The sequence below is a fragment of the Streptomyces sp. NPDC044984 genome (assembly GCF_040646935.1).
GTDB lineage: Bacteria > Actinomycetota > Actinomycetes > Streptomycetales > Streptomycetaceae > Streptomyces.
On the sequence record NZ_JBEZBE010000017.1, the window covers coordinates 86,566 to 108,855 of the forward strand.

The window sequence follows — 22,290 nt, forward strand, 5'->3', positions numbered from 1 at the left end:
ACGCCCCAGGATACGAGTGGCGAGAACGACGGCGAAGCGAACGATCGTGAGCGGCGTCCGCGGGGCAGGCGTCGGGCAAGGCGCCGGTTCACGCGGCCCTCGTCTCCCTCCGCGCGCCGCCCGGCCGCAGGTGCCCTTGCCGCCATGACGGACGCGCAACGCGTGCGGCGTTCCTGTCACTCGAGGCGTGAGAGCACCTCCACTCCGGGGAATCCTCCGTAAGAGTGACAAGTAACCGAAGAAACGATGATCAGCACCGTTCAGGGCAATTGTCACCACCCAGCGCGCACTCCACGGCGCCAACGGGTCGACTCGGCACCACCGGGCAAGTCAGGTTAGGCTCACCTTTGTGAGTAGCACGTGCTCGAACGTCTCCCGCGAGCTCGACGAGCCGGTCGCGGGAACCGCCGCCACCGCGCGGACCTGGCTGCTGCTGGAGCAGCCCGGCCCCTGGGGTGCCGAGGCGCTCACCTCCAGCCACCTCGACCCCGCGCTGGGCCGCGCCCTGGAGGCCGCCGCGAAGGGCAGCGGAGTGCGGATCGCGCTCATCCGGCGGCCCGGGCGGCACGCGGACCGCCGGACGCCCGCCACGCGCCGGGTGTACGCGGCCCACACCGTTCCCGGAAACGTGTGGCTGCACGCCGCCACGACCGCGAACCTCGAGCGCCTGCTCGACCTCGACTTCGCCGCACTCGGCAGGGGTGAGCCGGAGTCCTTCGCGACCGCGCTCGGCGGGCGGCCCCACGAGGGCGGCCCCCTCTCCCTCGTCTGCACCAACGGCAGACGCGACCGCTGCTGCGCCCTCCTCGGACGGCCCCTGGCGGCCGAACTCGCCGCATCCGGGGTGGAGGGCGTCTGGGAGGTCACCCACCTGGGCGGTCACCGTTTCTCCCCCACGATCCTCTGTCTGCCGTACGGCTACGCGTACGGGCGGGCCGAGGCCCACACCGTCAAGGAGGTGCTGCACGGCATGGCGGAGGGCCGGATCGTCGTCGAGGGGTGCCGGGGCTGCTCCGCCTGGGAGCGGCCCGGTCAGGCGGCCGAGCTGGCCGTCCGGCGCGCGGTGGGCGAGTACGCCGCCGAGGCCCTGAGCGTCGTACGGACGGACGGTGCCGCGCCCCGCTGGGAGGTGACCGTCGCCCACGCGGACGGGCGCCGGTGGCTGGTGGAGGTCGCCCGGGGCGCGTCCCTGCCGCCCCGTCCGGAGAGCTGCGGGTCGGTGCTCGGCTCGCCCGCGCGGATGGACGTCGTGGGCGTCCGCGAGGTGGCCCTGGCAGCGCTGGCGAGCTGACCGCCCCCGCTCACGGGAACACGGGCCCGGGAGATCCCCGCCACACCCCTGCGGCACCCCGCGCCCACCCACGTACCGTCATGGGTATGAGCTCCACTCCCCCCGCACGCCGCCTGCGCCTCGGCCTGCCGCGGCGGGTGTTCTCGCAGGTCCTGCTGATGCAGCTGGCGATCGCCGCGGGAGTCGCGGTGCTGGCCACCGGGCTGTTCCTCGCGCCGCTCGGCGACCAGCTGGACGACCAGGCGATGCGCCGCGCGCTCGCGATCGCACAGACCACCGCCCAGCAGCCGCAGCTGGCGCGGGACCTGCGCGGGACGGAACCGTCCGCGGACGGGCCGGTGCAGCGGGAGACCGAACGGATCCGGAAGGCCACCGGGGCCGAGTACGTCGTGGTGCTGGACGTGCGGGGCGTGCGCTGGTCGCACACCGATCCGCAGCGGATCGGCGGCCTGGTGTCGACCGACCCCGGGGAGGCGCTGGCCGGACACGACGTCATGGAGATCGACGAGGGCACCCTGGGGCGCTCCGCGCGGGGCAAGGTGCCACTGCGGGACGACGACGGCGAGATCGTCGGGGCGGTCTCGGTCGGCATCGCCTACGACAGCGTCCGGGCCCGGCTGATCCACGCCATCCCGGGACTGTTCGCGTACGCCGGCGGCGCCCTGGCCGTGGGCGCGCTCGCGGCCTGGCTGATCTCCCGGCGGGTGCAGCGGCAGACCCGCGACCTGGCCTTCTCGGACATCGCGGCGCTGCTCGCGGAGCGTGAGGCGATGCTGCACGGCATCCGGGAGGGCGTCGTCGCCCTGGACCGCACCGGCCGTATCCGCCTGCTGAACGACGAGGCGCAGCGCCTGCTGGGGATCGGCGAGGAGGCCGTCGGCCACTCCCCCGACCTGGCGCTCGGCGAAGGACGCACCGCCGATGTGCTGGCCGGACGGGTGACCGGCACGGACCTGCTCACCGTCCGCGGCCGACGGGTCCTGGTCGCCAACCGGATGCCGACGGACGACGGCGGCGCCGTGGCCACCCTGCGCGACCGCACGGAGCTGGACCGGCTCGGCCGGGAGCTGGACTCCACGCGCGGGCTCATCGACGCGCTGCGCGCCCAGGACCACGAGCACGCCAACCGCATGCACACCCTGCTGGGGCTGCTGGAGCTGGAGATGTACGACGACGCGGTGGAGTTCGTCGGCGAGGTCGTCGGCGATCACCGGGCCACGTCGGAGCAGGTCACCGAGAAGATCCGGGACCCGCTGCTCGCGGCGCTGCTGGTGGGCAAGGCGACGGTCGCGGCCGAGCGCGGGGTGGCGCTGTGGGTGTCGGACGGGACCCGGCTGCCGGACCGGCTGATCGACCCCCGGGGGATCGTCACCGTCGTCGGCAATCTGGTGGACAACGCCCTGGACGCCGTCGCCGGTACGCCGCAGGCACGCGTGGAGGTCGAACTGCGCGCCGAGGGACGTACGGCGGTGCTGGTGGTGCGCGACACCGGGCCCGGAATTCCGCCGGAGCACCGCGAGTTGATCTTCACCGAGGGCTGGTCCACCAAGGAGCCGCCGGCCCACCGCGAGCGGGGCATCGGGCTGCCGCTGGTGCGCCGGCTCGCCGAGCGCCAGGGGGGCAGCGCGAACGTGGGCGAGGCGAGCGGCGGGGGCGCGGAGTTCACCGTCGTCCTGCCCGAGGCCCTGGCCGAGCCGGGCGCGGAACCCGCCCTCACCGGGGCGTCCGCCCCGGGGGCCGCCGAGGAGGAGTCACGATGATCGAGGTCCTGGTCGTGGACGACGACGTCCGGGTCGCGCGGGTCAACGCCGCGTACGTCGAGAAGGTGCCCGGTTTCCATGTCGCCGGTCAGGCGCACAGCGCGGCCGAGGCGCTCGGCCGGCTGGAGGCGCTGCCCCGGCTGGACCTCGTTCTCCTGGACCACTACCTGCCCGACGAGACGGGGCTCGAGGTGGTGCAGGAGATGCGCCGGCGCGGGCACCAGACCGACGTGATCATGGTGACGGCGGCCCGGGACGTGTCCACGGTGCAGGCGGCGATGCGCCAGGGCGCCCTGCAGTACCTGGTCAAGCCGTTCGCCTTCGCCGGGCTGCGCACCAAGCTGGAGGCGTACGCGGAACTGCGCCGCACCCTCGACGGCGGTGGTGAGGCGGAGCAGGCGGAGGTGGACCGCATCTTCGGCGCGCTGTCGGCGTCGTCCGAGCCACAGCTGCCCAAGGGGCACTCCCCCACCACCGCCGAACTCGTACGGCAGTCCCTGATGAACGCCGACGGCCCGCTGTCGGCCCAGGAGATCGCCGAGCGCACGGGGGTGAGCCGCCAGACCGCCCAGCGCTACCTGAAGCTCCTGGAGCGCACGGGACGGGCCGTGCTGACCCTGAAGTACGGCGACGCGGGCCGCCCGGAACACCGTTACGTGTGGGCAACCCGCGCCTGAGGACACGGCCCAGGGGGCGGGGGAACTCCTGCGCCCGGCGGCGCCGTCCGTCTCCGCCGGACGCCCTACACCGCCCCCGCGCCGGTCAGTGAGCGCACCTCGGTCTCCGCGTGCTTGGCCTCGTCGGGGAGCTCGCGCGAGGTGAGCGTGCCGAGCCAGCCCGCGAGGAAGCCCAGCGGGACGGAGACCAGACCGGGATTCTGCAGCGGGAAGAGCTGGAAGTCGGCGTCCGGGAAGAGGGACGCGGGGCCGCCCGACACCACGGGGGACAGCAGCACCAGCACCACGGCCGGGATCAGCCCCCCGTACACGGCCCACACGGCACCGCGTGTGGTGAAGCCGTGCCAGAACAGGGAGTAGAGCAGCACGGGCAGGTTCGCGGACGCGGCCACGGCGAAGGCGAGGCCCACCAGGAACGCGACGTTGAGGTCGCGGGCCAGCAGACCGAGGGCGATCGCGAGCAGACCGATGCCGACCGCGGCGAGGCGGGCCACCGCCACCTCGCCGCGCGGCTTCCCGCGCCGGCGTCGCAGGGAGGCGTACAGGTCGTGCGCGACGGACGCCGAGGAGGCGAGCGTGATCCCGGCGACCACGGCGAGGATCGTGGCGAAGGCGACCGCGGCGACGATCGCGAACAGGATCGTTCCGCCGGTGGAACCGGAGCCGCCGCCCAGGTCGAGCGCCAGCAGCGGCACCGCCGTGTTCCCGGACGCGCTCGAGGCGCGCACGACGTCCGGTCCGACGAGGGCGGCGGCACCGAAGCCGAGCACGATCGTCATCAGGTAGAAGCCGCCGATGAGCCCGATCGCCCAGACGACCGACCGCCGGGCCGCCCGCGCGGTGGGGACGGTGTGGAAGCGGGACAGGATGTGCGGCAGCCCCGCCGTGCCGAGCACCAGCGCGAGGCCCAGGCTGATGAAGTCGAACCGCGCGGTCCAGTCACCGCCGTAGGCGAGCCCGGGAGCCAGGAACGCCTCACCGTGACCGCTGCGTTCGGCCGCGGTGAGGAGCAGCCGGTTGACGTCGCCGTGGAACCGCAGCAGGACGAGGACGGTCAGCGTGACGGTGCCGCCGAGCAGCAGGACCGCTTTCACGATCTGGATCCACGTGGTGGCCCGCATCCCTCCCCACGACACATGCATCACCATGAGCACGCCGACGCCGACGACGGTCCAGGCCCGGACCGCCTCGCCCGTGCCGCCGAGCAGCAGCGCGACCAGGCTGCCCGCGCCCACCATCTGCGCCACCAGGTAGAGAACGGACACGGTGACCGACGAGGTTCCCGCCGCGATCCGCACCGGCCGCTCCCGCATGCGCGCGGCGACCACGTCGGCGAGCGTGAACCGGCCGCAGTTGCGCACCAGTTCCGCGACCAGGAGCAGGACCACCAGCCAGGCCACCAGGAAGCCGACCGAGTAGAGCATCCCGTCGTAGCCGACGAGCGCGATGAGTCCGGAGATGCCGAGGAAGGACGCGGCCGACAGGTAGTCGCCCGCGATGGCGAAACCGTTCTCCATCGGGGAGAAGAGCCGGCCGCCCGCGTAGAACTCCTCCGCCGATCCCTGCCGGCGGCGGCTCACCCAGGTCGTGATGACCAGGGTCACCGCGACGAACGCGCCGAACAGCAGCAGTGCCGGCATCCGGTGATCACCCGTCATGCCGCGCCGCCTCTCCCGCGCGCCAGTTCCTGGGCGTCCCAGCGCAGTTCCAGCGCCGCCCGGTCCCGGCGCAGCCGCGCATGACGGACGTAGGCCCAGGTGAGCAGGAAGGTGGTCAGGAACTGGCCGAGCCCGGCGAGCATGCCCAGGTTCACGGCGCCCGCGACGGGCCGTGCCATCAGCCCCGGCGCGGTCGTGGCGGTCACGACGTACGCCACGTACCAGACGAGGAAGGCGGCGACCGCCGGCACCACGAACCGCCGGTACCGGCTGCGCACCTCCTGGAAGGCCGCGCTGCGCTGTACTTCGAGGTAGACGTCGGTCCCGTCCGCACGGCGGGCCGGCGCCGCCGCCTCCGCCGGGCCGGCCGACTCGCCCCAGCCCGAGGCGAGGGCGTCGTACCAGGGGTCGTCGTACCTCACGTCCCCCGAGTTGCTTCGCTGCATGCCCAAGGATGGGCAGAACGGGAAGATCCCCGGCTCTTCTTCCCGTTCTGCTTCACCCCATCAGGTGACCGGGCCGGGCGCGCCCGGCGCGCCCGCTAGGCGTCGATGCGCGAGCGGTCCAGGGTCGCCGCGGAGCTGGAGATGAACTCCTTGCGCGGGGCGACGTCGTTGCCCATGAGGAGGTCGAAGACCTGCTCGGCGGCCTCCAGGTCGGTGAGGTTGATCCGGCGCAGGGTGCGGTGACGCGGGTCCATGGTGGTCTCGGCCAGCTGGTCGGCGTCCATCTCACCGAGGCCCTTGTAGCGCTGGATCGAGTCCTTGTAGCGGATGTTCTTGCTCTGGAACTCCATGAGCCTGTCGCGCAGCTCCCGGTCCGAGTACGTGTAGACGTACTTGTCCTGGCCCTTCTTGGGCTGGATCAGCTCGATGCGGTGCAGCGGCGGCACCGCGGCGAACACCCGGCCGGCCTCGACCATGGGCCGCATGTAGCGGTGGAACAGGGTCAGCAGCAGGGTGCGGATGTGGGAGCCGTCGACATCGGCGTCGGTCATCATGATGATCTTGCCGTAGCGGGCCGTGTCGATGTCGAAGGTCCGCCCCGACCCCGCCCCTATGACCTGGATGATCGCGCCGCACTCGGCGTTCTTGAGCATGTCCGTCACGGACGACTTCTGGACGTTGAGGATCTTGCCGCGGATCGGCAGCAGCGCCTGGAACTCGGAGTTCCGGGCGAGCTTGGCCGTGCCGAGCGCGGAGTCGCCCTCGACGATGAACAGCTCGCTGCGGTCGACGTCGTCGCTGCGGCAGTCGGCGAGCTTGGCGGGCAGCGAGGAGGACTCCAGGGCCGTCTTGCGGCGCTGCGCGTCCTTGTGCTGGCGGGCCGCGATGCGGGTCCGGGCCGCGGCGACGGCCTTCTCCATGACGACGCGGGCCTGCTGGGCGTCGTCGCGCTTGGTGGAGGTCAGGAACGCCTTGAGTTCCCTGGAGATCACGTTGTTCACGATGCGGCGGGCCGCCGAGGTGCCGAGGACCTCCTTGGTCTGGCCCTCGAACTGCGGCTCGGCCAGGCGGACCGTGACCACCGCGGTGAGGCCCTCGAGGGCGTCGTCCTTGACGATGTCGTCCTCGGCCACGCGCAGCATCTTCTTGGCGCGCAGCACCTCGTTCAGCGTCTTGGCGACGGCCTGCTCGAAGCCGGCGACATGGGTGCCGCCCTTGGGGGTGGCGATGATGTTGACGAACGACCTGAGCGTGGTGTCGTAGCCGGTGCCCCAGCGCATCGCGACGTCGACGCCGAGCTCGCGGGTGACCTCGGTGGGCGTCATCTGGCCGTGCTCGTCGAGGACCGGGACGGTCTCCTTGAAGGTGCCCTGTCCGGTGAAGCGGAGGGTGTCGCAGATGGGCCGGTCGGAGGCCAGGAACTCGCAGAACTCGCTGATGCCGCCGTCGAAGCGGAAGGACTCCTCACCCTTGCTGCCGCCCTCGCCGAGCCCGTACTCGTCGCGGACGACGATGGTCAGGCCGGGCACCAGGAACGCGGTCTGGCGGGCGCGCTGGTGCAGCGTCTCCAGGGCGAGCTTGGCGTCCTTGAGGAAGATCTGGCGGTCGGCCCAGTAGCGCACGCGCGTGCCGCTGCGGGTCTTCGGGATCTTCTTGGCCCTGCGCAGCCCGCTCCCGGCCTCGAACTTCGCGTCCGGCCCCAGGGCGGCGAAGGCACCGGGGACACCGCGCCGGAAGCTGATCGCATGGGTGTGCCCGCCCCGGTCCACCTCGACGTCCAGCCGCGCGGAGAGCGCGTTGACGACGGAGGCGCCGACGCCGTGCAGACCGCCGGAGGCGGCGTACGAGCCGCCGCCGAACTTGCCGCCGGCGTGCAGCTTGGTCATGACGACCTCGACGCCGGAGAGGCCGGTCTTGGGCTCGACGTCGACCGGGATGCCCCGGCCGTTGTCCCGGACCTCCACCGAGCCGTCGTCGTGGAGGACCACGTCGATGTGGTCGCAGTAGCCTCCGAGGGCCTCGTCGACGGAGTTGTCGATGATCTCCCAGAGGCAGTGCATCAGACCACGGCTGTCGGTGGATCCGATGTACATACCGGGGCGCTTCCGCACGGCCTCGAGCCCCTCGAGGACGAGCAGGTGCCGCGCGGTGTAGTTGGAACCGTCCCGGTCTGCTCCTGCCAGCAGCGCTGTGGACGGCACGGACGTCTCGGCGGTCACGCGGTTCGCTCCTCGCTGAATTTCAGATGCGGCCCTCATGGGTAAGGGCGCGGCTTCAGTCACCGCTGAGAGGGTACCGAGGCCTGGTAGAGCCGTTGTAACGCCACCCTCGCTTCAGCCCACCCTAGTCGAGAGTCGCATGCTTGTTCGATCCCTCGATGGAGTGAAGCACACATCACGTTCCCTTCGAGGCATGAACCATTTAGGCTCCGGGCACGTCCTCATGAACAACCGGCAAGCCAGCCGGGAGGGCCGACCACCGATACGAACGCGAATCCGTACGACACATCAGACACGCACTACGGCACATTCGCCGCCAACCGGCAACAGCCACCCACCTCGGAAAATTTTTCCGAGGAGAAGCCACGAGCGGGAACGTTTTGGGGCTGGTTGGATGTTGACCCTGGTACGACAGCTCGTCGAGCTAGAGAAGAGGCGACGTGACTACTGTTCTGACCCCCGCGAGCCCGCTGACGGCCGCCGATCGCTGCGACCGCTGCGGCGCCCAGGCATACCTGCGCGTCGTCCTGCTGAGCGGCGGAGAACTGCTCTTCTGCGCCCACCACGGCCGCAAGTTCGAGCCGGAACTCAAGAAGATCGCCGCTGAGATACAGGACGAGACGGAGCGGCTGACCGCCCCTCCGGCGACCGCTCCCGACGAAGAGCGCTGACACCTCGCATCCGACGACGAGCAGCCCGGCACAGGCCGGTGAGCGGGCGGCTGCCTCCACCCGGGAGACAGCCGCCCGACTCATGCCCGCACCCGCCAGGGACCGCCCAGCGGCCCGCCGGTGCCCTTCAGCCCGCTCTCAGTCCTGCGGCCACCCAAAGGTCCGCAGGATCTCGGAGACGCGTGTGTACACCCCGGGACTGCCCGCCCGACCGCACCCCGTTCCCCAGGACACGAGGCCTATCAGCCGCCCCCGGGCCACCAGCGGCCCTCCGCTGTCCCCCTGACAGGCGTCCTGGCCCCCGCTCACCTCTCCCGCGCACAGCATCGTCTCGGCCCGGTAGGTGCCCTCGGAGCCGCCCGGATACGCCCTCTCGCACAGCGCGTCGGGCTGCACCCGCACGCGTGCCGCGCGCAGGCTGCCGGCATAGGCCCCGGACCCCGTGGTGTCCCCCCACCCGTAGACGGTAGCCGGGGTGCCCGCCCGGTACGCGGGATCATCGGTCCCGGCCATGGCTATCACCGAGCCCGAAGGCAGCGGCTCGGCCAGTCTGAGCACGGCGTAGTCGCCGGAGTTGGTGACGCCGTCATAGCCCGGGTTCACCCAGGTGCCGCGTACGGCGATCTCCTGACCGCGGTCCGAGAGCAGTTCCGTACGCCCCGTGATCACCTTGAGGTCGCCCACGCGCTCCGGGGACGTCCCCAGCACCTCCTCGTCCATGCAGTGGGCCGCGGTGAGCACGGTGGTCCGGCCGACTGCCACACCCCCGCAGAACTGTCCCGCTCGTTCACCTCCGAACCGGTCACGGCTGGACAGCGCCACCGTCCACGGCCCCTCCGAGACGTCGACGGGAAAGCCACCGACGACGACGCTGTCGGCGACCGCCGGAACGGCCGAGGCCAGCGGTATGAGGGACGCGGCGGCCGCGAGGGCCAGCGGCCGGGCCAGGGTCCGGACAAGACGACGTCGCATGCACGCTCCTCACACTGGGGTGATCCTGGAACACCCACAGTGACGGACCCCGCCCGAGCCCGCACCCGCGCGGGGACGCGAAGGCCCGGCTCCCGAGGACGGGAACCGGGCCTGACACGGGCCGGCGCGCGGCGGTGCGCCGCGGCGGGCGAACTAGTCGAGGTAGTCGCGCAGCACCTGGGAGCGCGACGGGTGGCGCAGCTTCGACATGGTCTTGGACTCGATCTGGCGGATGCGCTCGCGCGTGACGCCGTACACCTTGCCGATCTCGTCGAGGGTCTTCGGCTGACCGTCGGTGAGACCGAAGCGCATGGAGACGACGCCCGCCTCGCGCTCGGACAGGGTGTCCAGGACGGAGTGCAGCTGCTCCTGCAGCAGCGTGAAGCTGACCGCGTCGGCCGGGACGACCGCCTCGGAGTCCTCGATGAGGTCACCGAACTCGCTGTCGCCGTCCTCGCCCAGCGGGGTGTGCAGGGAGATGGGCTCACGGCCGTACTTCTGGACCTCGATGACCTTCTCCGGGGTCATGTCGAGTTCCTTGGCCAACTCCTCCGGAGTGGGCTCGCGGCCCAGGTCCTGGAGCATCTGGCGCTGCACGCGCGCGAGCTTGTTGATGACCTCGACCATGTGCACCGGGATACGGATGGTGCGCGCCTGGTCGGCCATCGCGCGGGTGATCGCCTGGCGGATCCACCAGGTGGCGTACGTGGAGAACTTGTAGCCCTTGGTGTAGTCGAACTTCTCCACCGCGCGGATCAGACCGAGGTTGCCCTCCTGGATGAGGTCCAGGAAGAGCATGCCGCGGCCGGTGTAGCGCTTGGCCAGGGAGACCACCAGGCGGAGGTTGGCCTCCAGCAGGTGGTTCTTGGCGCGGCGGCCGTCCTCGGCGATGATCTCCAGCTCGCGTTTGAGCTTGGGGGCGAGCTTGTCGGCGTTGGCCAGCTTGTCCTCGGCGAACAGACCGGCCTCGATGCGCTTGGCGAGTTCGACCTCCTGCTCGGCGTTGAGCAGGGGGACCTTGCCGATCTGCTTGAGGTAGTCCTTGACCGGGTCGGCGGTGGCGCCGGCCGCGGCGACCTGCTGGGCCGGGGCGTCGTCCTCGTCCTCGTCGGAGAGGACGAAGCCGGCGTTCTCGGTACCCTCGGGCTCCTCCGCGACCTTGGTGTCCTCGAGGACCTCCTCGTCGCCCAGCTCGGCGTCGTCCTTCTTGGCCGTGGTCTTCTTGGCGGCCGTCTTCTTCACGGTCGCCTTCTTGACGGCCGTCTTCTTCGCGGTCGTCTTCTTGGCAGCCGCCTTCTTGGCGGGTGCCTCCTCCTCGGCGGCGGGGTCGGCGGCGGGCGCCGCCGGAGTCGCGGTGGCGGTGGCCTTCCGTGCGGTCACCGTCTTGGCGGCGACCGTCTTGGTGGCGGTGCGCTTGGCGGGACTCTTCGCTGCGACGCTCTTGCGGGTGCGCTTGGGCTCTGCGGCACTGACCATCAGCGTCACACCCTCTTCCTCGAGGATCTGATTGAGGCTGCGCAGTACGTTCTTCCACTGAGTGGCCGGAATCTGGTCAGCTTCGAAGGCCCGACGCACGTCATCGCCGGCGATCTGCCCCTCAGCCTTTCCCCGCTCGATGAGCGCCATGACAGAGACGGACTCGGCGATCTCCGGCGGGAGCGTACGGGATGTGCTGGCCGACACGAACAACCTCTCGGAACGTTGGAAAACGGCTTCCGGCCCCGTCCACAGTGGACAGGAGCCGACCGCCGGCTTGGGGATGGGCCGACGGTGCGGGCGAGGACCGGGGAGGATGCACAGCGCCATGAACGGCGTCCGTATTCCCTCCGCGGCTGTTACCTCTTAGGTCATCGCGTTCTTCCCAGGAGCGTTACGTCCAATCCGCGTGGCCCGAGTCACACCCCATAAGCGCACGGAATCGGTCAAACAATCACGAAAGCGTTCACTCGGGGGCGAGGAGGTCACCCCTCCGAGTGTGCCACGCCGTTCTGGGCATCGGACCCCGCGGGATCGTCGATGATCCCGCGGGGTCCGACGGGGGACGGCTCATCGGTGGGGCGCTGCCACAGGAGGGGGATGGCATGCCGGACCGCGCCGTCCGCGGAACGCGGTCAGTGCTCGCGGGGGGCGGGCACCACGCGTTCCACCTCTGGGTGGACCGTGAGCAGTTGGCGCATGGCCGCTTCGGCCGCCGCGCCGTCGCCGTCGGCGAGGGCGTCGACGATCCGGCCGTGCTGCGCCAGGGACGTCTCGTTCGGCCGCTCACAGCCCGTGACCGGGCCGCCCGAGACCTGCAACGCGGCGGAGACGATCCCGGAGAGGTGCTCCAGCATCCGGTTGCCGGCGATCTGGATGAGCAGGGAGTGGAACTCCGCGTCGGCGCGGGCGAACGTCAGGGCGTCGCCCTGCCCCATGGCGTGACCCATGATCTCGACCATGTCGGTCAGCCGCTGCTGGACGTCCTCCCGCCCGTGGCCGGCCGCCAGGCAGGCGGCGAGCGGCTCGATCGTCCAGCGGAGCTCACTGAGCTCACGGCGCTGGTCGTCGCGCTGCGGCCCGAAGGCCCGCCACTCGATGATGTCCGGGTCGAGGAGGTTCCAGTCGCTGACGGGACGTACGCGTGTGCCGACGTTCGGTCGGGCACTGACCAGGCCCTTGGCCTCCAGGACGCGGAGCGACTCGCGGACGACGGTGCGGGAGACCTCGAAGCGCTGGCCGATCTCCTCCGGAACCAGCGGGCGGTCGGCACCCAGGTCCCCGGAAACGATCATCTGACCCAACTGCTGGACGAGTTGGCCGTGCAGCCCGCGGCCGCGGCTGCCCGCGGCCCGCCGGCCCACACGACCCAGCTCCGGATCCGCGCCGTCCCAGGCGGGGCCCCCCACGCGGTCGACGGCGGGCGCCTCGGCGTAGGGGTAGCGGTCGAGTTCGCCCGGGCTCCCGAGGCCGGAGTCTGCGGAGCGGGCGGCGGTCATCATGGTGTGCGCAAGGGTACTCACGCATCCTTTGTCGGCTCCGCTTCCAACTCCCTTAAGGTCTTTGGTGAAAAGCACACGAAAGGGTGATCGCTCACCCCATCGCAATTGACGCCTTATCGGAAAGGAATGGGCTTTTTACGGTGAGTTGCGGGCAGGAGTGGTCCGATGTGCCCGTGGACGGTCGTTATCGGACTCTGCTCCGCAGGCCGGTGAACACGTACGCGCACAGCAGCGCCGCCAGCGACAACGTCAGCGCACCACCGACGGGTTGGGCGATCAGGTGCAGGACCGCGTCCAGATGACGTTCGCCCCCGAAGGGCCACCGGAGCGGCACACCGTCCCGCAGCCGTGCCGCGAGCGGGACCGGGGTGCGCACCGCCGGCCCCTCCGTCACCTTGTGCACGAGCGGCACGACGAGAAGGGGTACGGCGACGACGACGGCGAGACCGGCGGTGGTGGACCGGAACACACCGGCGGCCAGCACGCCGGCGCAGGCGCACCCGATCACGAGGCCGAGCCAGCCCGCACTCAGCGGCAGCCAGTCGGCGGGGACCTCGACGACCTCCCGTCCGTAGACGAGGTGGAGCAGCTCTGCATCGCACCCGACGGTCAGGACGGCCAGCACCGCCGCGGAGGCCGAGGCCACGAGGAGTTTGGCGGTCAGCAGCCCCAGCCGCCGGGGCACGGTGCCGCGGTCCGCCGCCAGCGCGGGGTGGCGGAACTCGTCGCCGAAGGCCAGCGCGCCGAGCAGGCCCGCGCCGAGCGCCGCGGGCGGCAGCGGCAGTTCTCTCGGCCACGCGGCCAGCAGGCGCGACTGCGGGGTGTGCCCGGCCCGCGCCAGCAGTACGGCGGTGAGCGCCGACACGACGAGCACGGCCGCCCCGACGAGGAACCCCGTGCCGACACCCGTGGCACGGCGGATCTCGTAGCGCAGGGGGCGAAGGGGCCGGGGGGCGGGACGGACGGAGACGGAAGGGGGAAGCCCGGCGCCGGTGTCTCGCGTGCGGGCGGTCCGGCGCGAGCGGACTCCGGGAGCCGGGTGGGCGCCCTCGGCCACGGATGCGTCCGGTGCCTTCTGCGGCGGGGACGCGGATGCGGGGGAGTCTTCGCCGGCCGGGGTGCCGGGGCGGTGGTCCGGATCGCGTGCCGTGTCGTCCGCGGGCGGGGGCGCGCCGGGTCCCGGCCGCGCGGGTTCCCCGGCGGCACCGGCCGGGGGCACCTGCTGGTCCGGTGCCGGTTCGCCCGCTCCGGCGCCGGGACCCATGTCTCCGACCTCGTCCGCCAGTTGGTGGACGACGATGCCGTGCCGGAACGCGATCTCACCGACGTCCGCGCAGGTACTGCCGTAGACGCAGAGGCGGTTGCCGCCCTCGTGCACGGCCTCCACGGACCGCCGGGTGGCGCGGGCCTCCTGTGCGAGCAGGGCGGAGAGGCGGGCGGCGTGCGGGCTGCGGACCGCGACGCGGGGGCGCAGCCGGGTCCGCGAGAAGTCCGCCGCCGTCTGGTCGGCGACGAGTCTTCCCCGTTCCAGGGTGACCACGTGGTCCGCGATCCGTGCGGCCTCCTTCGGGTCGGCCGTCGTGCACAGCACCGTGCCGCCCCGGGCCGCGTACGCCCGGAGTGTGCCGTACAGCCAGCGGTTCTCAGCGGCGGACAGCCCTCGCGCGGGCTCGTCGAGCACGAGTGTGTGCGGGTCCGGCAGCAGCGCGCAGGCCAGTCCCAGGCGGCGGTCCATGCCGCGCGACAGGGTGCCCAGGCGTTCGTCGCGCAGGCTCACCAGCCCTGTCGCCTCGAGGACTTCGTCGGCCCGGCGGGCCGGGACGCCCGTGGCGGCGCACAGCATGCGGAGGTGCCCGCGGACGGTGCGGGCGGGGTGGCCCGGCACATCGCCGAGCAGCACGCCGACTTCGCGGGAGGGATGGGGGATGCGGTGCAGCGGGCGACCTCTGAAGTAGGTGATGCCACGGCCGCGTTGGAGTTCGAGCATGAGCCGGAGCGCCGTCGTCTTGCCGGCGCCCGGCGCTCCGAGCAATGCGGTGACGCGGCCCGCGTGCGCCTCGAAGGAGACGTCGTCGACGGCGGGCGGAAGCTCTTTGCGAGGGCTGCTGGTCAGTCCGGTGGCCTGGATCACCCGATGCAAGATAGCGCGCCATATCGGGTTTTTCGGGCATCTCGCGGCCCGTCGGCAGGAGGGAGGGTAACCGCTCCGCCGGGCCCGCCGACCGGGTCCGGTCGTCCCGCATTAGACCTCGGGGCGCAGCATCGGGGGGTTGAGCAGGGTGGCGCCGCCGGCCCGGAAGAGCTGGGCGGGACGACCGCCCTGCCGGGTGGTCGTGCCACCGGTGGGGACCAGGAAGCCTGGTGTGCCCGTCACCTTGCGGTGGAAGTTGCGCGGGTCGAGCGCCACGCCCCAGACCGCCTCGTAGACCCGGCGCAGCTCACCGACGGTGAACTCGGGCGGGCAGAAGGCCGTCGCCAGCGACGAGTACTCGATCTTGGAGCGGGCGCGCTCCACCCCGTCCGACAGGATCTGGGCGTGGTCGAAGGCGAGCGGTGCCACCGGCTCGCCGTCCCGGCCGTAGCCACCCTGCTGCAGCAACTCCTCGACGGGCGCCCACCGCGCGTTGCTGGCGTCACCGCCGGCCCGGGGCGCGGGCAGGTCGGGAGCGAGGGCGAGGTGGGCGACGCTGACGACCCGCATCCGGGGGTCGCGCTTGGGGTCGCCGTACGTGGCGAGCTGTTCCAGGTGAGCGCCGTTGTCCTGGGCGGGGACGGCGGGGTCGTGCACCCGCAGCCCCGTCTCCTCGGCCAGTTCCCGGGCCGCCGCCTGCGCCAGGTCCTCGTCGGCCCGCACGAAGCCGCCGGGGAGCGCCCATCGCCCCTGGAACGGCGCCTCGCCCCGGCGTACCGCCAGCGCACACAGGGCATGTCGGCGCACGGTCAGCACGACCAGGTCCACGGTGACGGCGAAGGGCGGAAAGGCTGACGGGTCGTAGGGCATGCGGCGATCATAGTCGTCTGCCTGACGATAAACACTCCCTTCGCCGCCCCCGACGCCAACTGATCCGCTTCGGTCCGGCGGGTCCGTCCTCCTGCTCTCCCTGCCGCCCGGCGAAGACGCGTCCCGCCGGGTCAGACTCCCAGCCGGAGGCCGTCGGCCGCTTCCTCGACCATGGCGAGACCGAGCCGGCTGATCCGTACGGCGAAGGGGGCGCCCGCCACGCGCAGTCCCGTCAGCACCGTCTCGCCCAGTGGGGCGCCGCGCACCGGTCGCAGCGTGACCGTGCGGGCCGGGACGTCGGGGCGGACTCCCGCGAGCGTGGTCAGCAGCAAGACCCCGGCGGCCGCCGCCGTGGCCGCCGGGCGGCAGGCCGCCGGGTGCGGGAGCGGAACGCTCCCCTCGGTCCGCTGCTCCCCCGCGTACATCTCGGGCAGCCGGTGGCCGAACGCCTCCGCCGCCCCGAGGACGCCCCGCAGCAGGGACGTCGCCTCCTTCTCGTAGCCGGCGGCTGCGAGTCCCGCGACGGCGAGCGCCGTCTCGCGGACCCGCACGGCGCCGGAGCGGTGTCCGAACGGGTTGTGACCCGCTTCCTTCACGCCCATTCCGCGCAGGCCCCAGCCCGAGTCCAGGTCGGGACCGCCCAGCAGCCGCGCCAGCCGCTCGGTCCGCACCGTGTCGAGGAGGCCGGGCGCGAGTTCGCCCCCGCCCAGCAGCCCGGTGTCGAGGAGGTGCGCGACCGGTGCGCCCAGGTGCGGGACGAGACGGCCGTCCGGGGCACGGGCCGCCGCCGGCCGGTCGCCGCGCGGGCCGTCGATCCAGAAGTCGTCGTGGAAGGCCCCGCGCAAGGTCCGCGCCCACTGCCGCAGTCCGGTGCCACCCGGTCTGCCGTACGCGTCGAGCAGGTCGGCGCCGAGCAGGGCCGCCCGGTGGGCCTGGGCCTGTGTCTCGCAGCGGACGGGTCCGCCGGGCTGCGGGTCGGGCAGGTAGGCGCCGTCGCCCACCGTGTTCCGCAGCCAGGTCAGACAGCGTTCGGCGGCCGGAAGCAGTTCCTCGGTCTCGTGGTCGGGGAGTCCCCAGCGGCGGGCCTCGGCCAGGAGCACCGGGAAGAGCAGCGTGGCCTCCGTCCCCGTGCAGCCGGGAGGCAGATGGGGCCCGGCGTCGCGGCGCGGACCGGGGATCATGCCGGTCTTCGGCCCCGGTCCGGGGAGTTGGGTGCGGGCGAGGGTGCGCAGGGTGCCCGCGGTGAGCCCGGTGCCCAGCGGCAGGGCCATCCGGGCGGCGGCGAGGGCCTCGGCCGGGGCGAGCCCGCAGCGCCAGGGGGCGCCGGCCGCGAGGTGGAGGTCGGCGGGGTGCGCCGGGTCGCGCAGCAGGAGGGCCCGGAGGTCGTCGACGCTCGTCCGCAGCAGGGCGGGGACCCTCGGGTCGTCTCCCGTTGCACGCGCCGGGGCGAGAGGACTTGTGGCCGTGCGGCCCGCGGAGCGAAGAGGCGCCGCTCCGTCCTGCCGTACGCGCAACTCGATGCTCGCGCTGCCGCCCGGGGGCAGGTCGAACTCCCAGCGCAGCAGTCCGGCGGAGGCCAGCGCCTCGGCGGGCGGCGGTTCGGCCGTGACCGACGCGCTCGCCCCGGCACGGGACCAGCGCAGGCCACCGGCGTGGACATCGGCCGGCAGTTCGGGGCCCGCGCGGCCGGCGGCGATCGCCCCGAGGTCGGCGAGATCCGTGCCGAGGGCCACCTCGACGGGCAGGCGCAACGGACGCGGGGCCGCGCTGCGCAGCATGATCCGTTCCGTGCCGTCCGCGCAGCGTGTCCGCTCCACGACCACATCCGGGTCCGGGCCGCCGTCTCGCGGGGACACACGCAACGTCCCCACGAAACGGGCCCGGTCGGCGGCCACCATCCGCGCTTGGACCGCGAGCGGCTCCCGCCCGGCCACGCGGACCTGGCACCGGGAGAGGAGACGGCGTCCCGCACGGTAGAACCCTTCCAGTCCGCTGCCGGTCTGCTGCCCCTGTTCCGTCGAGACGGCAAGGCCGGGCAGGGCGACGCAGATCAGGGCGGTGTGCGCGGGCGGCAGCTCGGCGAGCCACCGACGGGCGGGGTGGTGGTCCCGCTGCCGTGGGAGGGGCGTCCGCGTGCCGGCCGGGGCTCCGGCACGGTCGGCGAAGGGGGCGGGCGGAGCCGGCTGGTGCATGGGAAGGCTTTCTCTGTGCTCGGTGTGCCTCGGGCGGGCCCGTCGCCGACAGGCTTCGGTCAGGCCGGTGGAACACGACGTCACGCCCCGCCCAGGCGCTCCGCCACTCAGGTGAACGGAACCGCCCCGCTCCGGGTCACGCCCACGGTGAGACCCCGACGGTGACGACCGTCCGGGGCGGGCGGGGCGGCACGGACAACACCCCTGCCACCTGCCCGCCACACCTCCGCGCAGGCCGACTCCGGCCCGACGGGCGCGGCTCCGCCGCTCACTCACTTCTCCCCTTCGCCGCCCTGGCGACCGGCCTGCGCGCCCGGCTGCGAGGTACCGCGGCGACGTCCCGCCCCGGGACCCGCCGCGCCGGGACGGGTCCCGCTCTCGTCCGCGCCGCCCGGACACGTCCCACCGTCCGCCGTGGGGCGCGCGCCCGCCGCCGACGTACGCGGACACGGAACCCGCTGTCCCGGGCGGCCGCCCTCCGTGCGGGCCCGGCGAGGGAGAGCGCCGCCGGTGCCGGACGCTCGGGTGCGACGTCGGCGGGGCAAGGGAGCCGCTTCGGGGCCCGGAGCCGCGGGTCCGGCAGCCGACGGCTCGCAGCCACCCTGCTGCCGCGGCTCCGTGGCCACGGCCGACGGCCGCGGCTCCGTGGCTACGGCCGACGGCCACGGCTCCGTGGCTACGGCCGACGGCCCGTCCGACGTCGCCCGCCCACGGCCCTCGCGTTCGGACCGCAGGCAGCGGCGGATCGACTCCGGGTCGAGCCCTTCGTTGCACGCCTGGTGCAGAAGCCGGGCGAAGAGGTAGTCGGGGTCGGCGCCCAGGGCCATGGCGAGTGCTTCCCGGGCTTCCAGTTCGTCACCGGTGGACCAGGCGACCCACCCGGCGAGGGTGAGGGGTGCCGCGGCGTGTTCGCCGTATGCTCCGACGCAGCGGCGGGCCAGGGCACGCCACAGGCGGAGGGCCGGGCCCGCCTCGTCGTCCTCCATCCACTCGGCCGCGCGGTCGCGGGTCGTGCGGTCCTGCAGGCCGAGGATCAGCGCCGCGGCCTCGTCGCACCCGAGCAGTTCGTCGTCCCGCAGGTCCGCCGGGAGCACGCCGGGCACGGGCGGGGCGTCGGCGAGGCGGCCCAGGATCCGCCCGGCCAGCTCCAGCGTCTCCTCGGCGACCTCGTGTCGGCCCTCCGCGTCGAGGATCCTGGGGATCAGCGCCAAGCCGGCGGCGTCCAGGGCGGCTTCCTGCTCCCGGGCGGCGGAATGCTCCCACGGCTGGAGCCTGGCGCGCAGTTCGCGCAGGGTGCCACGGACCTGGAGCCCGGCGTAGGTGGCGGCGGCGGCCAGCACCGAGGTGCCGGGCAGGCCCATCGGTGTCCCCTCGGACGGGCAGCAGCCCTCGTCGTCGCAGCAGTACGACCAGAAGCGGCCGTCCGAGACGCACAGGGCCTCCACCACCGGGATGTCCAGGGCACCGCACTCCAGGCGCAGGGTGTGGGCGAGCGGCCCCAGCCGCTCCTTGACCTGCCGGCCCGATTCGCCCCGCCCCGGTTCGTGGCAGAGGAAGACGACCATCTGCTCGGGCCGGGCACCCCGGCGCTCGCTGCCCGTCACCAGGCCGTGGACCAGCTGCCGTGCCGCGGAGGGCCAGTCGTCGGGGTTGGCGGGGACGCCGAGCCGGGCACGGCCGCCGAACCGGCCCCGTCCGTCCTTGTCGTGCAGGGCGACCAGCACGATGCTGTCCTCAGGGCGGTAACCGAGCAGGTAGGGCAGGGCGTCGGCGAGCTCGGCCGGGGAGCGCAGGGTGACCTGCTGTCCGTCGCCATGACTGTCGTACGCGGTGCAGGTGATGTCCTGCGGACGCGGTGCGCAGGCTTCGTCTCCTCCGGATGTCCGGGGACCGGTGTCGCGCCCGCGGATGTCGCCGTTTTCGGGGGATCCAGTGGTTTCGCCGTGGTTCGTCATGCGAGGACGATCTCGCGGATTGCAGACTTCCGGTTTTCCCTGTGGATAAGTCCGGCCAGGGACATGCCACCGGCTTCGGGGCCGCGGGGACCGCTCCCGCGCACCCGCCCGCATGTCAGTGGCGTCCTGTTGGATGGACCCATGGAGCACACGAGCAACGCGGATCTCCGCACGGCCGCCGACGCGGTTCTCGCCCGCCTCGTCGGGGACACCTCGGGCGAGGCCCGGCTGCGCGAGGACCAGTGGCGGGCGATCGAGGCGCTGGTCGCCGACAAGCGCCGGGCCCTGGTCGTGCAGCGCACGGGGTGGGGCAAGTCCGCGGTCTACTTCGTGGCCACCTCGCTGCTGCGGGCCCGGGGCAGCGGCCCCACCGTGATCGTCTCCCCGCTGCTGGCGCTCATGCGCAACCAGGTGGAGGCCGCGGCCAGAGCCGGAATCCGCGCCCGGACCATCAACTCCTCCAACAGCGAGGAATGGGAATCCGTGCAGACGGAGATCGCCGCGGGCGACGTCGACGTGTTGCTGGTGAGTCCGGAGCGGCTGAACAACCCGGACTTCCGCGACCAGGTGCTGCCCAGGCTCTCCGCGGCGACCGGGCTCCTGGTGGTCGACGAGGCGCACTGCATCTCCGACTGGGGGCACGACTTCCGCCCGGACTACCGCCGGCTGCGCACCATGCTCGCCGACCTCCCGGACGGCGTGCCCGTCCTCGCCACCACCGCCACCGCCAACGCCCGTGTCACCGCCGACGTCGCGGAACAGCTGGGGACGGGAGGTTCGTCGGACGCGCTGGTGCTGCGGGGCCCGCTGGACCGGGAGAGCCTGAGCCTGGGCGTGCTGCGCCTGCCGGACGCCGCGCACCGGATGGCCTGGCTCGCCGACCACCTGGACGAACTCCCGGGCTCGGGGATCGTCTACACGCTCACCGTGGCCGCCGCCGAGGAGGTCACCGCCTTCCTGCGGCAGCGCGGGCACACCGTCGCCCCGTACACCGGCAGGACGGAGAACGCCGACCGGCAGCAGGCCGAGGAGGACCTGCTCGCCAACAAGGTGAAGGCCCTGGTCGCCACCTCCGCGCTCGGCATGGGCTTCGACAAGCCCGATCTGGGCTTCGTGGTGCATCTCGGCTCGCCGTCCTCCCCCATTTCCTACTACCAGCAGGTCGGCCGCGCCGGGCGCGGTGTCCGGCATGCCGAGGTGCTGCTGCTGCCGGGGAAGGAGGACGAGGCGATCTGGGAGTACTTCGCGTCGCTCGCCTTCCCCTCCGAGGACCTGGTGCGCCGTACGCTCGACGTCCTCGCGCGCTCCGACCGGCCCGTGTCGCTGCCGGCCCTCGAGCCGCTGGTGGAACTGCGCCGCTCCCGGCTGGAGACCATGCTCAAGGTGCTCGACGTGGACGGGGCGGTGCGGCGGGTCAAGGGCGGCTGGATCGCGACCGGGCGGCCGTGGACGTACGACGCCGAGCGGTACGCGTGGGTGGCGCGCCAGCGCAAGGCCGAACAACAGGCGATGCGCGCGTACGCGGCGAGCACGGACTGCCGGATGGAGTTCCTGCAGCGCCAGCTGGACGACGAGGGCGCCAAGCCCTGCGGACGCTGCGACAACTGCGCGGGCGCGCGGTACACCCCCGAGGCCTCCTCGACCGCCCTCGAGGCGGCCCGCGTGGATCTCGGCCGGGCGGGTGTCGAGGTGGAGCCCCGGCGGATGTGGCCCACCGGGCTTCCGGCGATCGGCATGGACCTCAAGGGGCGTATTCCGGCAGGGGAACAGGCCGATCGGGGCATGGCGCTGGGGCGTCTGTCGGACATCGGCTGGGGCAACCGGCTGCGTCCGATGTTCGCGCCGCAGGCGCCGGACGGGCCGGTGCCGGACGATGTCGCCCGGGCCGTGGTGGGCGTGCTGGCCGACTGGGCCAAGGGGCCCGGCGGTTGGGCTCCGGGGGCGGCGGACCCCCGGCCCCGGCCGGTGGGGGTGGTCACCCTCGCCTCCCGCAGCCGGCCCCGGCTGATCCACTCGCTCGGGGCGCGCATCGCGGAGATCGGACGGCTGCCGCTGCTGGGATCGGTGGCCTACACGGGCGAGGCCCGCTCCGTCTCCCGGAGCAACAGCGCCCAGCGCCTCAAGGCCCTCGACGGGGCGCTGACCGTACCCGCCGACCTCGCCGCCGCGCTGGCCGAGGCGAGGGGCCCGGTCCTTCTCGTGGACGACTACACGGAGACGGGCTGGACCCTCGCGGTCACGGCGCGCCTGCTCCGGCGGGCCGGTGCACAGGGCGTGCTGCCGCTGGTGCTGGCCGTACAGGGCTGATGGTTCGGCCCGCCCAACAGGTGGGGATATAAGCCGTGGAACACCCGATACCGGTCCGCTGCCTCAATTGCTCGTTGCCGCATCCAAGTTCGACAGGAAGAATTGAAGGACGCACCCGCACGGCTCGCCCGCCGATCAGGTAGGGCTCCGTTGCGTGCGCGCT

The 22,290-nt window shown here is 72.9% G+C and carries 15 protein-coding genes; 5 read left to right on the plus strand and 10 right to left on the minus strand.

Translation table 11 applies throughout. The annotated features are described in order from the left end of the window. The first annotated feature begins 349 nt into the window (after window positions 1–349). The 3 genes from AB0A94_RS19990 (at window position 350) to AB0A94_RS20000 (ending at window position 3,728) form a co-directional block, all read left to right on the plus strand. Window positions 350–1,291, plus strand: a complete 942-nt coding sequence (locus AB0A94_RS19990) for a sucrase ferredoxin (RefSeq protein ID WP_361746009.1) — start codon at window positions 350–352, stop codon at window positions 1,289–1,291. Window positions 1,292–1,377: 86 nt separating this feature from the next. After that, window positions 1,378–3,051 carry a sensor histidine kinase gene (locus AB0A94_RS19995; RefSeq protein ID WP_361746011.1) on the plus strand — a complete coding sequence of 558 codons (1,674 nt, stop codon included), beginning with the start codon at window positions 1,378–1,380 and terminating at the stop codon, window positions 3,049–3,051. Next, window positions 3,048–3,728: a response regulator gene (locus tag AB0A94_RS20000; RefSeq protein ID WP_361746013.1), complete on the plus strand. Its 681-nt coding sequence runs from the start codon at window positions 3,048–3,050 to the stop codon at window positions 3,726–3,728. Before AB0A94_RS19995 ends, AB0A94_RS20000 begins: the two co-directional genes overlap by 4 nt. A 65-nt stretch (window positions 3,729–3,793) precedes the next feature. Here the strand turns inward: AB0A94_RS20000 and AB0A94_RS20005 are convergent, their stop codons facing one another. The 3 genes from AB0A94_RS20005 to AB0A94_RS20015 all read right to left on the minus strand — a co-directional run bounded on the left by AB0A94_RS20005 (window position 3,794) and on the right by AB0A94_RS20015 (window position 8,051). Continuing rightward, the gene (locus AB0A94_RS20005; protein ID WP_361746015.1) at window positions 3,794–5,386 is read right to left on the minus strand and encodes a cation acetate symporter; all 1,593 of its coding nucleotides are present in this window, start codon (window positions 5,384–5,386) and stop codon (window positions 3,794–3,796) included. After that, entirely contained in the window at window positions 5,383–5,832 is a 450-nt protein-coding gene (locus AB0A94_RS20010) for a DUF485 domain-containing protein (protein WP_361746017.1), read from the minus strand. Before AB0A94_RS20010 ends, AB0A94_RS20005 begins: the two co-directional genes overlap by 4 nt. A 95-nt stretch (window positions 5,833–5,927) precedes the next feature. Then, a complete protein-coding gene (locus AB0A94_RS20015) occupies window positions 5,928–8,051 on the minus strand; it encodes a DNA topoisomerase IV subunit B (RefSeq protein WP_361746019.1) in 2,124 nt (707 codons plus the stop codon). 440 nt (window positions 8,052–8,491) lie between these two features. Between AB0A94_RS20015 and AB0A94_RS20020 the strand changes: the two genes are divergently transcribed. Next, on the plus strand, window positions 8,492–8,722 hold the full coding sequence (locus AB0A94_RS20020; protein ID WP_159536152.1) for a hypothetical protein: 231 nt from the start codon (window positions 8,492–8,494) through the stop codon (window positions 8,720–8,722). 138 nt (window positions 8,723–8,860) lie between these two features. On the opposite strand, the gene AB0A94_RS20025 is transcribed toward AB0A94_RS20020, so the two are convergent. The 7 genes from AB0A94_RS20025 to AB0A94_RS20055 all read right to left on the minus strand — a co-directional run bounded on the left by AB0A94_RS20025 (window position 8,861) and on the right by AB0A94_RS20055 (window position 19,820). Then, window positions 8,861–9,694: a serine protease gene (locus AB0A94_RS20025; RefSeq protein WP_361746021.1), complete on the minus strand. Its 834-nt coding sequence runs from the start codon at window positions 9,692–9,694 to the stop codon at window positions 8,861–8,863. A 153-nt stretch (window positions 9,695–9,847) separates the two neighbouring features. Further along, the gene (locus tag AB0A94_RS20030) at window positions 9,848–11,377 is read right to left on the minus strand and encodes an RNA polymerase sigma factor (RefSeq protein ID WP_361746023.1); all 1,530 of its coding nucleotides are present in this window, start codon (window positions 11,375–11,377) and stop codon (window positions 9,848–9,850) included. 428 nt (window positions 11,378–11,805) lie between these two features. Then, window positions 11,806–12,693: an FCD domain-containing protein gene (locus AB0A94_RS20035; protein ID WP_361746025.1), complete on the minus strand. Its 888-nt coding sequence runs from the start codon at window positions 12,691–12,693 to the stop codon at window positions 11,806–11,808. A gap of 163 nt (window positions 12,694–12,856) precedes the next feature. Beyond that, complete coding sequence (locus AB0A94_RS20040) at window positions 12,857–14,803, minus strand: ATP-binding cassette domain-containing protein (protein WP_361746027.1); 1,947 nt, start codon at window positions 14,801–14,803, stop codon at window positions 12,857–12,859. Window positions 14,804–14,914: 111 nt separating this feature from the next. Further along, window positions 14,915–15,673, minus strand: coding sequence for an NUDIX hydrolase (locus tag AB0A94_RS20045; RefSeq protein WP_217128320.1), 759 nt, complete (start codon window positions 15,671–15,673; stop codon window positions 14,915–14,917). A gap of 131 nt (window positions 15,674–15,804) precedes the next feature. Next, on the minus strand, window positions 15,805–17,865 hold the full coding sequence (locus tag AB0A94_RS20050; protein WP_361746029.1) for a glycogen debranching N-terminal domain-containing protein: 2,061 nt from the start codon (window positions 17,863–17,865) through the stop codon (window positions 15,805–15,807). Window positions 17,866–18,137: 272 nt separating this feature from the next. Then, entirely contained in the window at window positions 18,138–19,820 is a 1,683-nt protein-coding gene (locus tag AB0A94_RS20055) for a DUF4192 family protein (protein ID WP_361746031.1), read from the minus strand. 141 nt (window positions 19,821–19,961) lie between these two features. Here AB0A94_RS20055 and AB0A94_RS20060 point away from each other — a divergent pair, with 141 nt between their 5' ends. Beyond that, entirely contained in the window at window positions 19,962–22,127 is a 2,166-nt protein-coding gene (locus AB0A94_RS20060) for a RecQ family ATP-dependent DNA helicase (RefSeq protein WP_361746033.1), read from the plus strand. The last annotated feature ends 163 nt before the right edge of the window (window positions 22,128–22,290 follow it).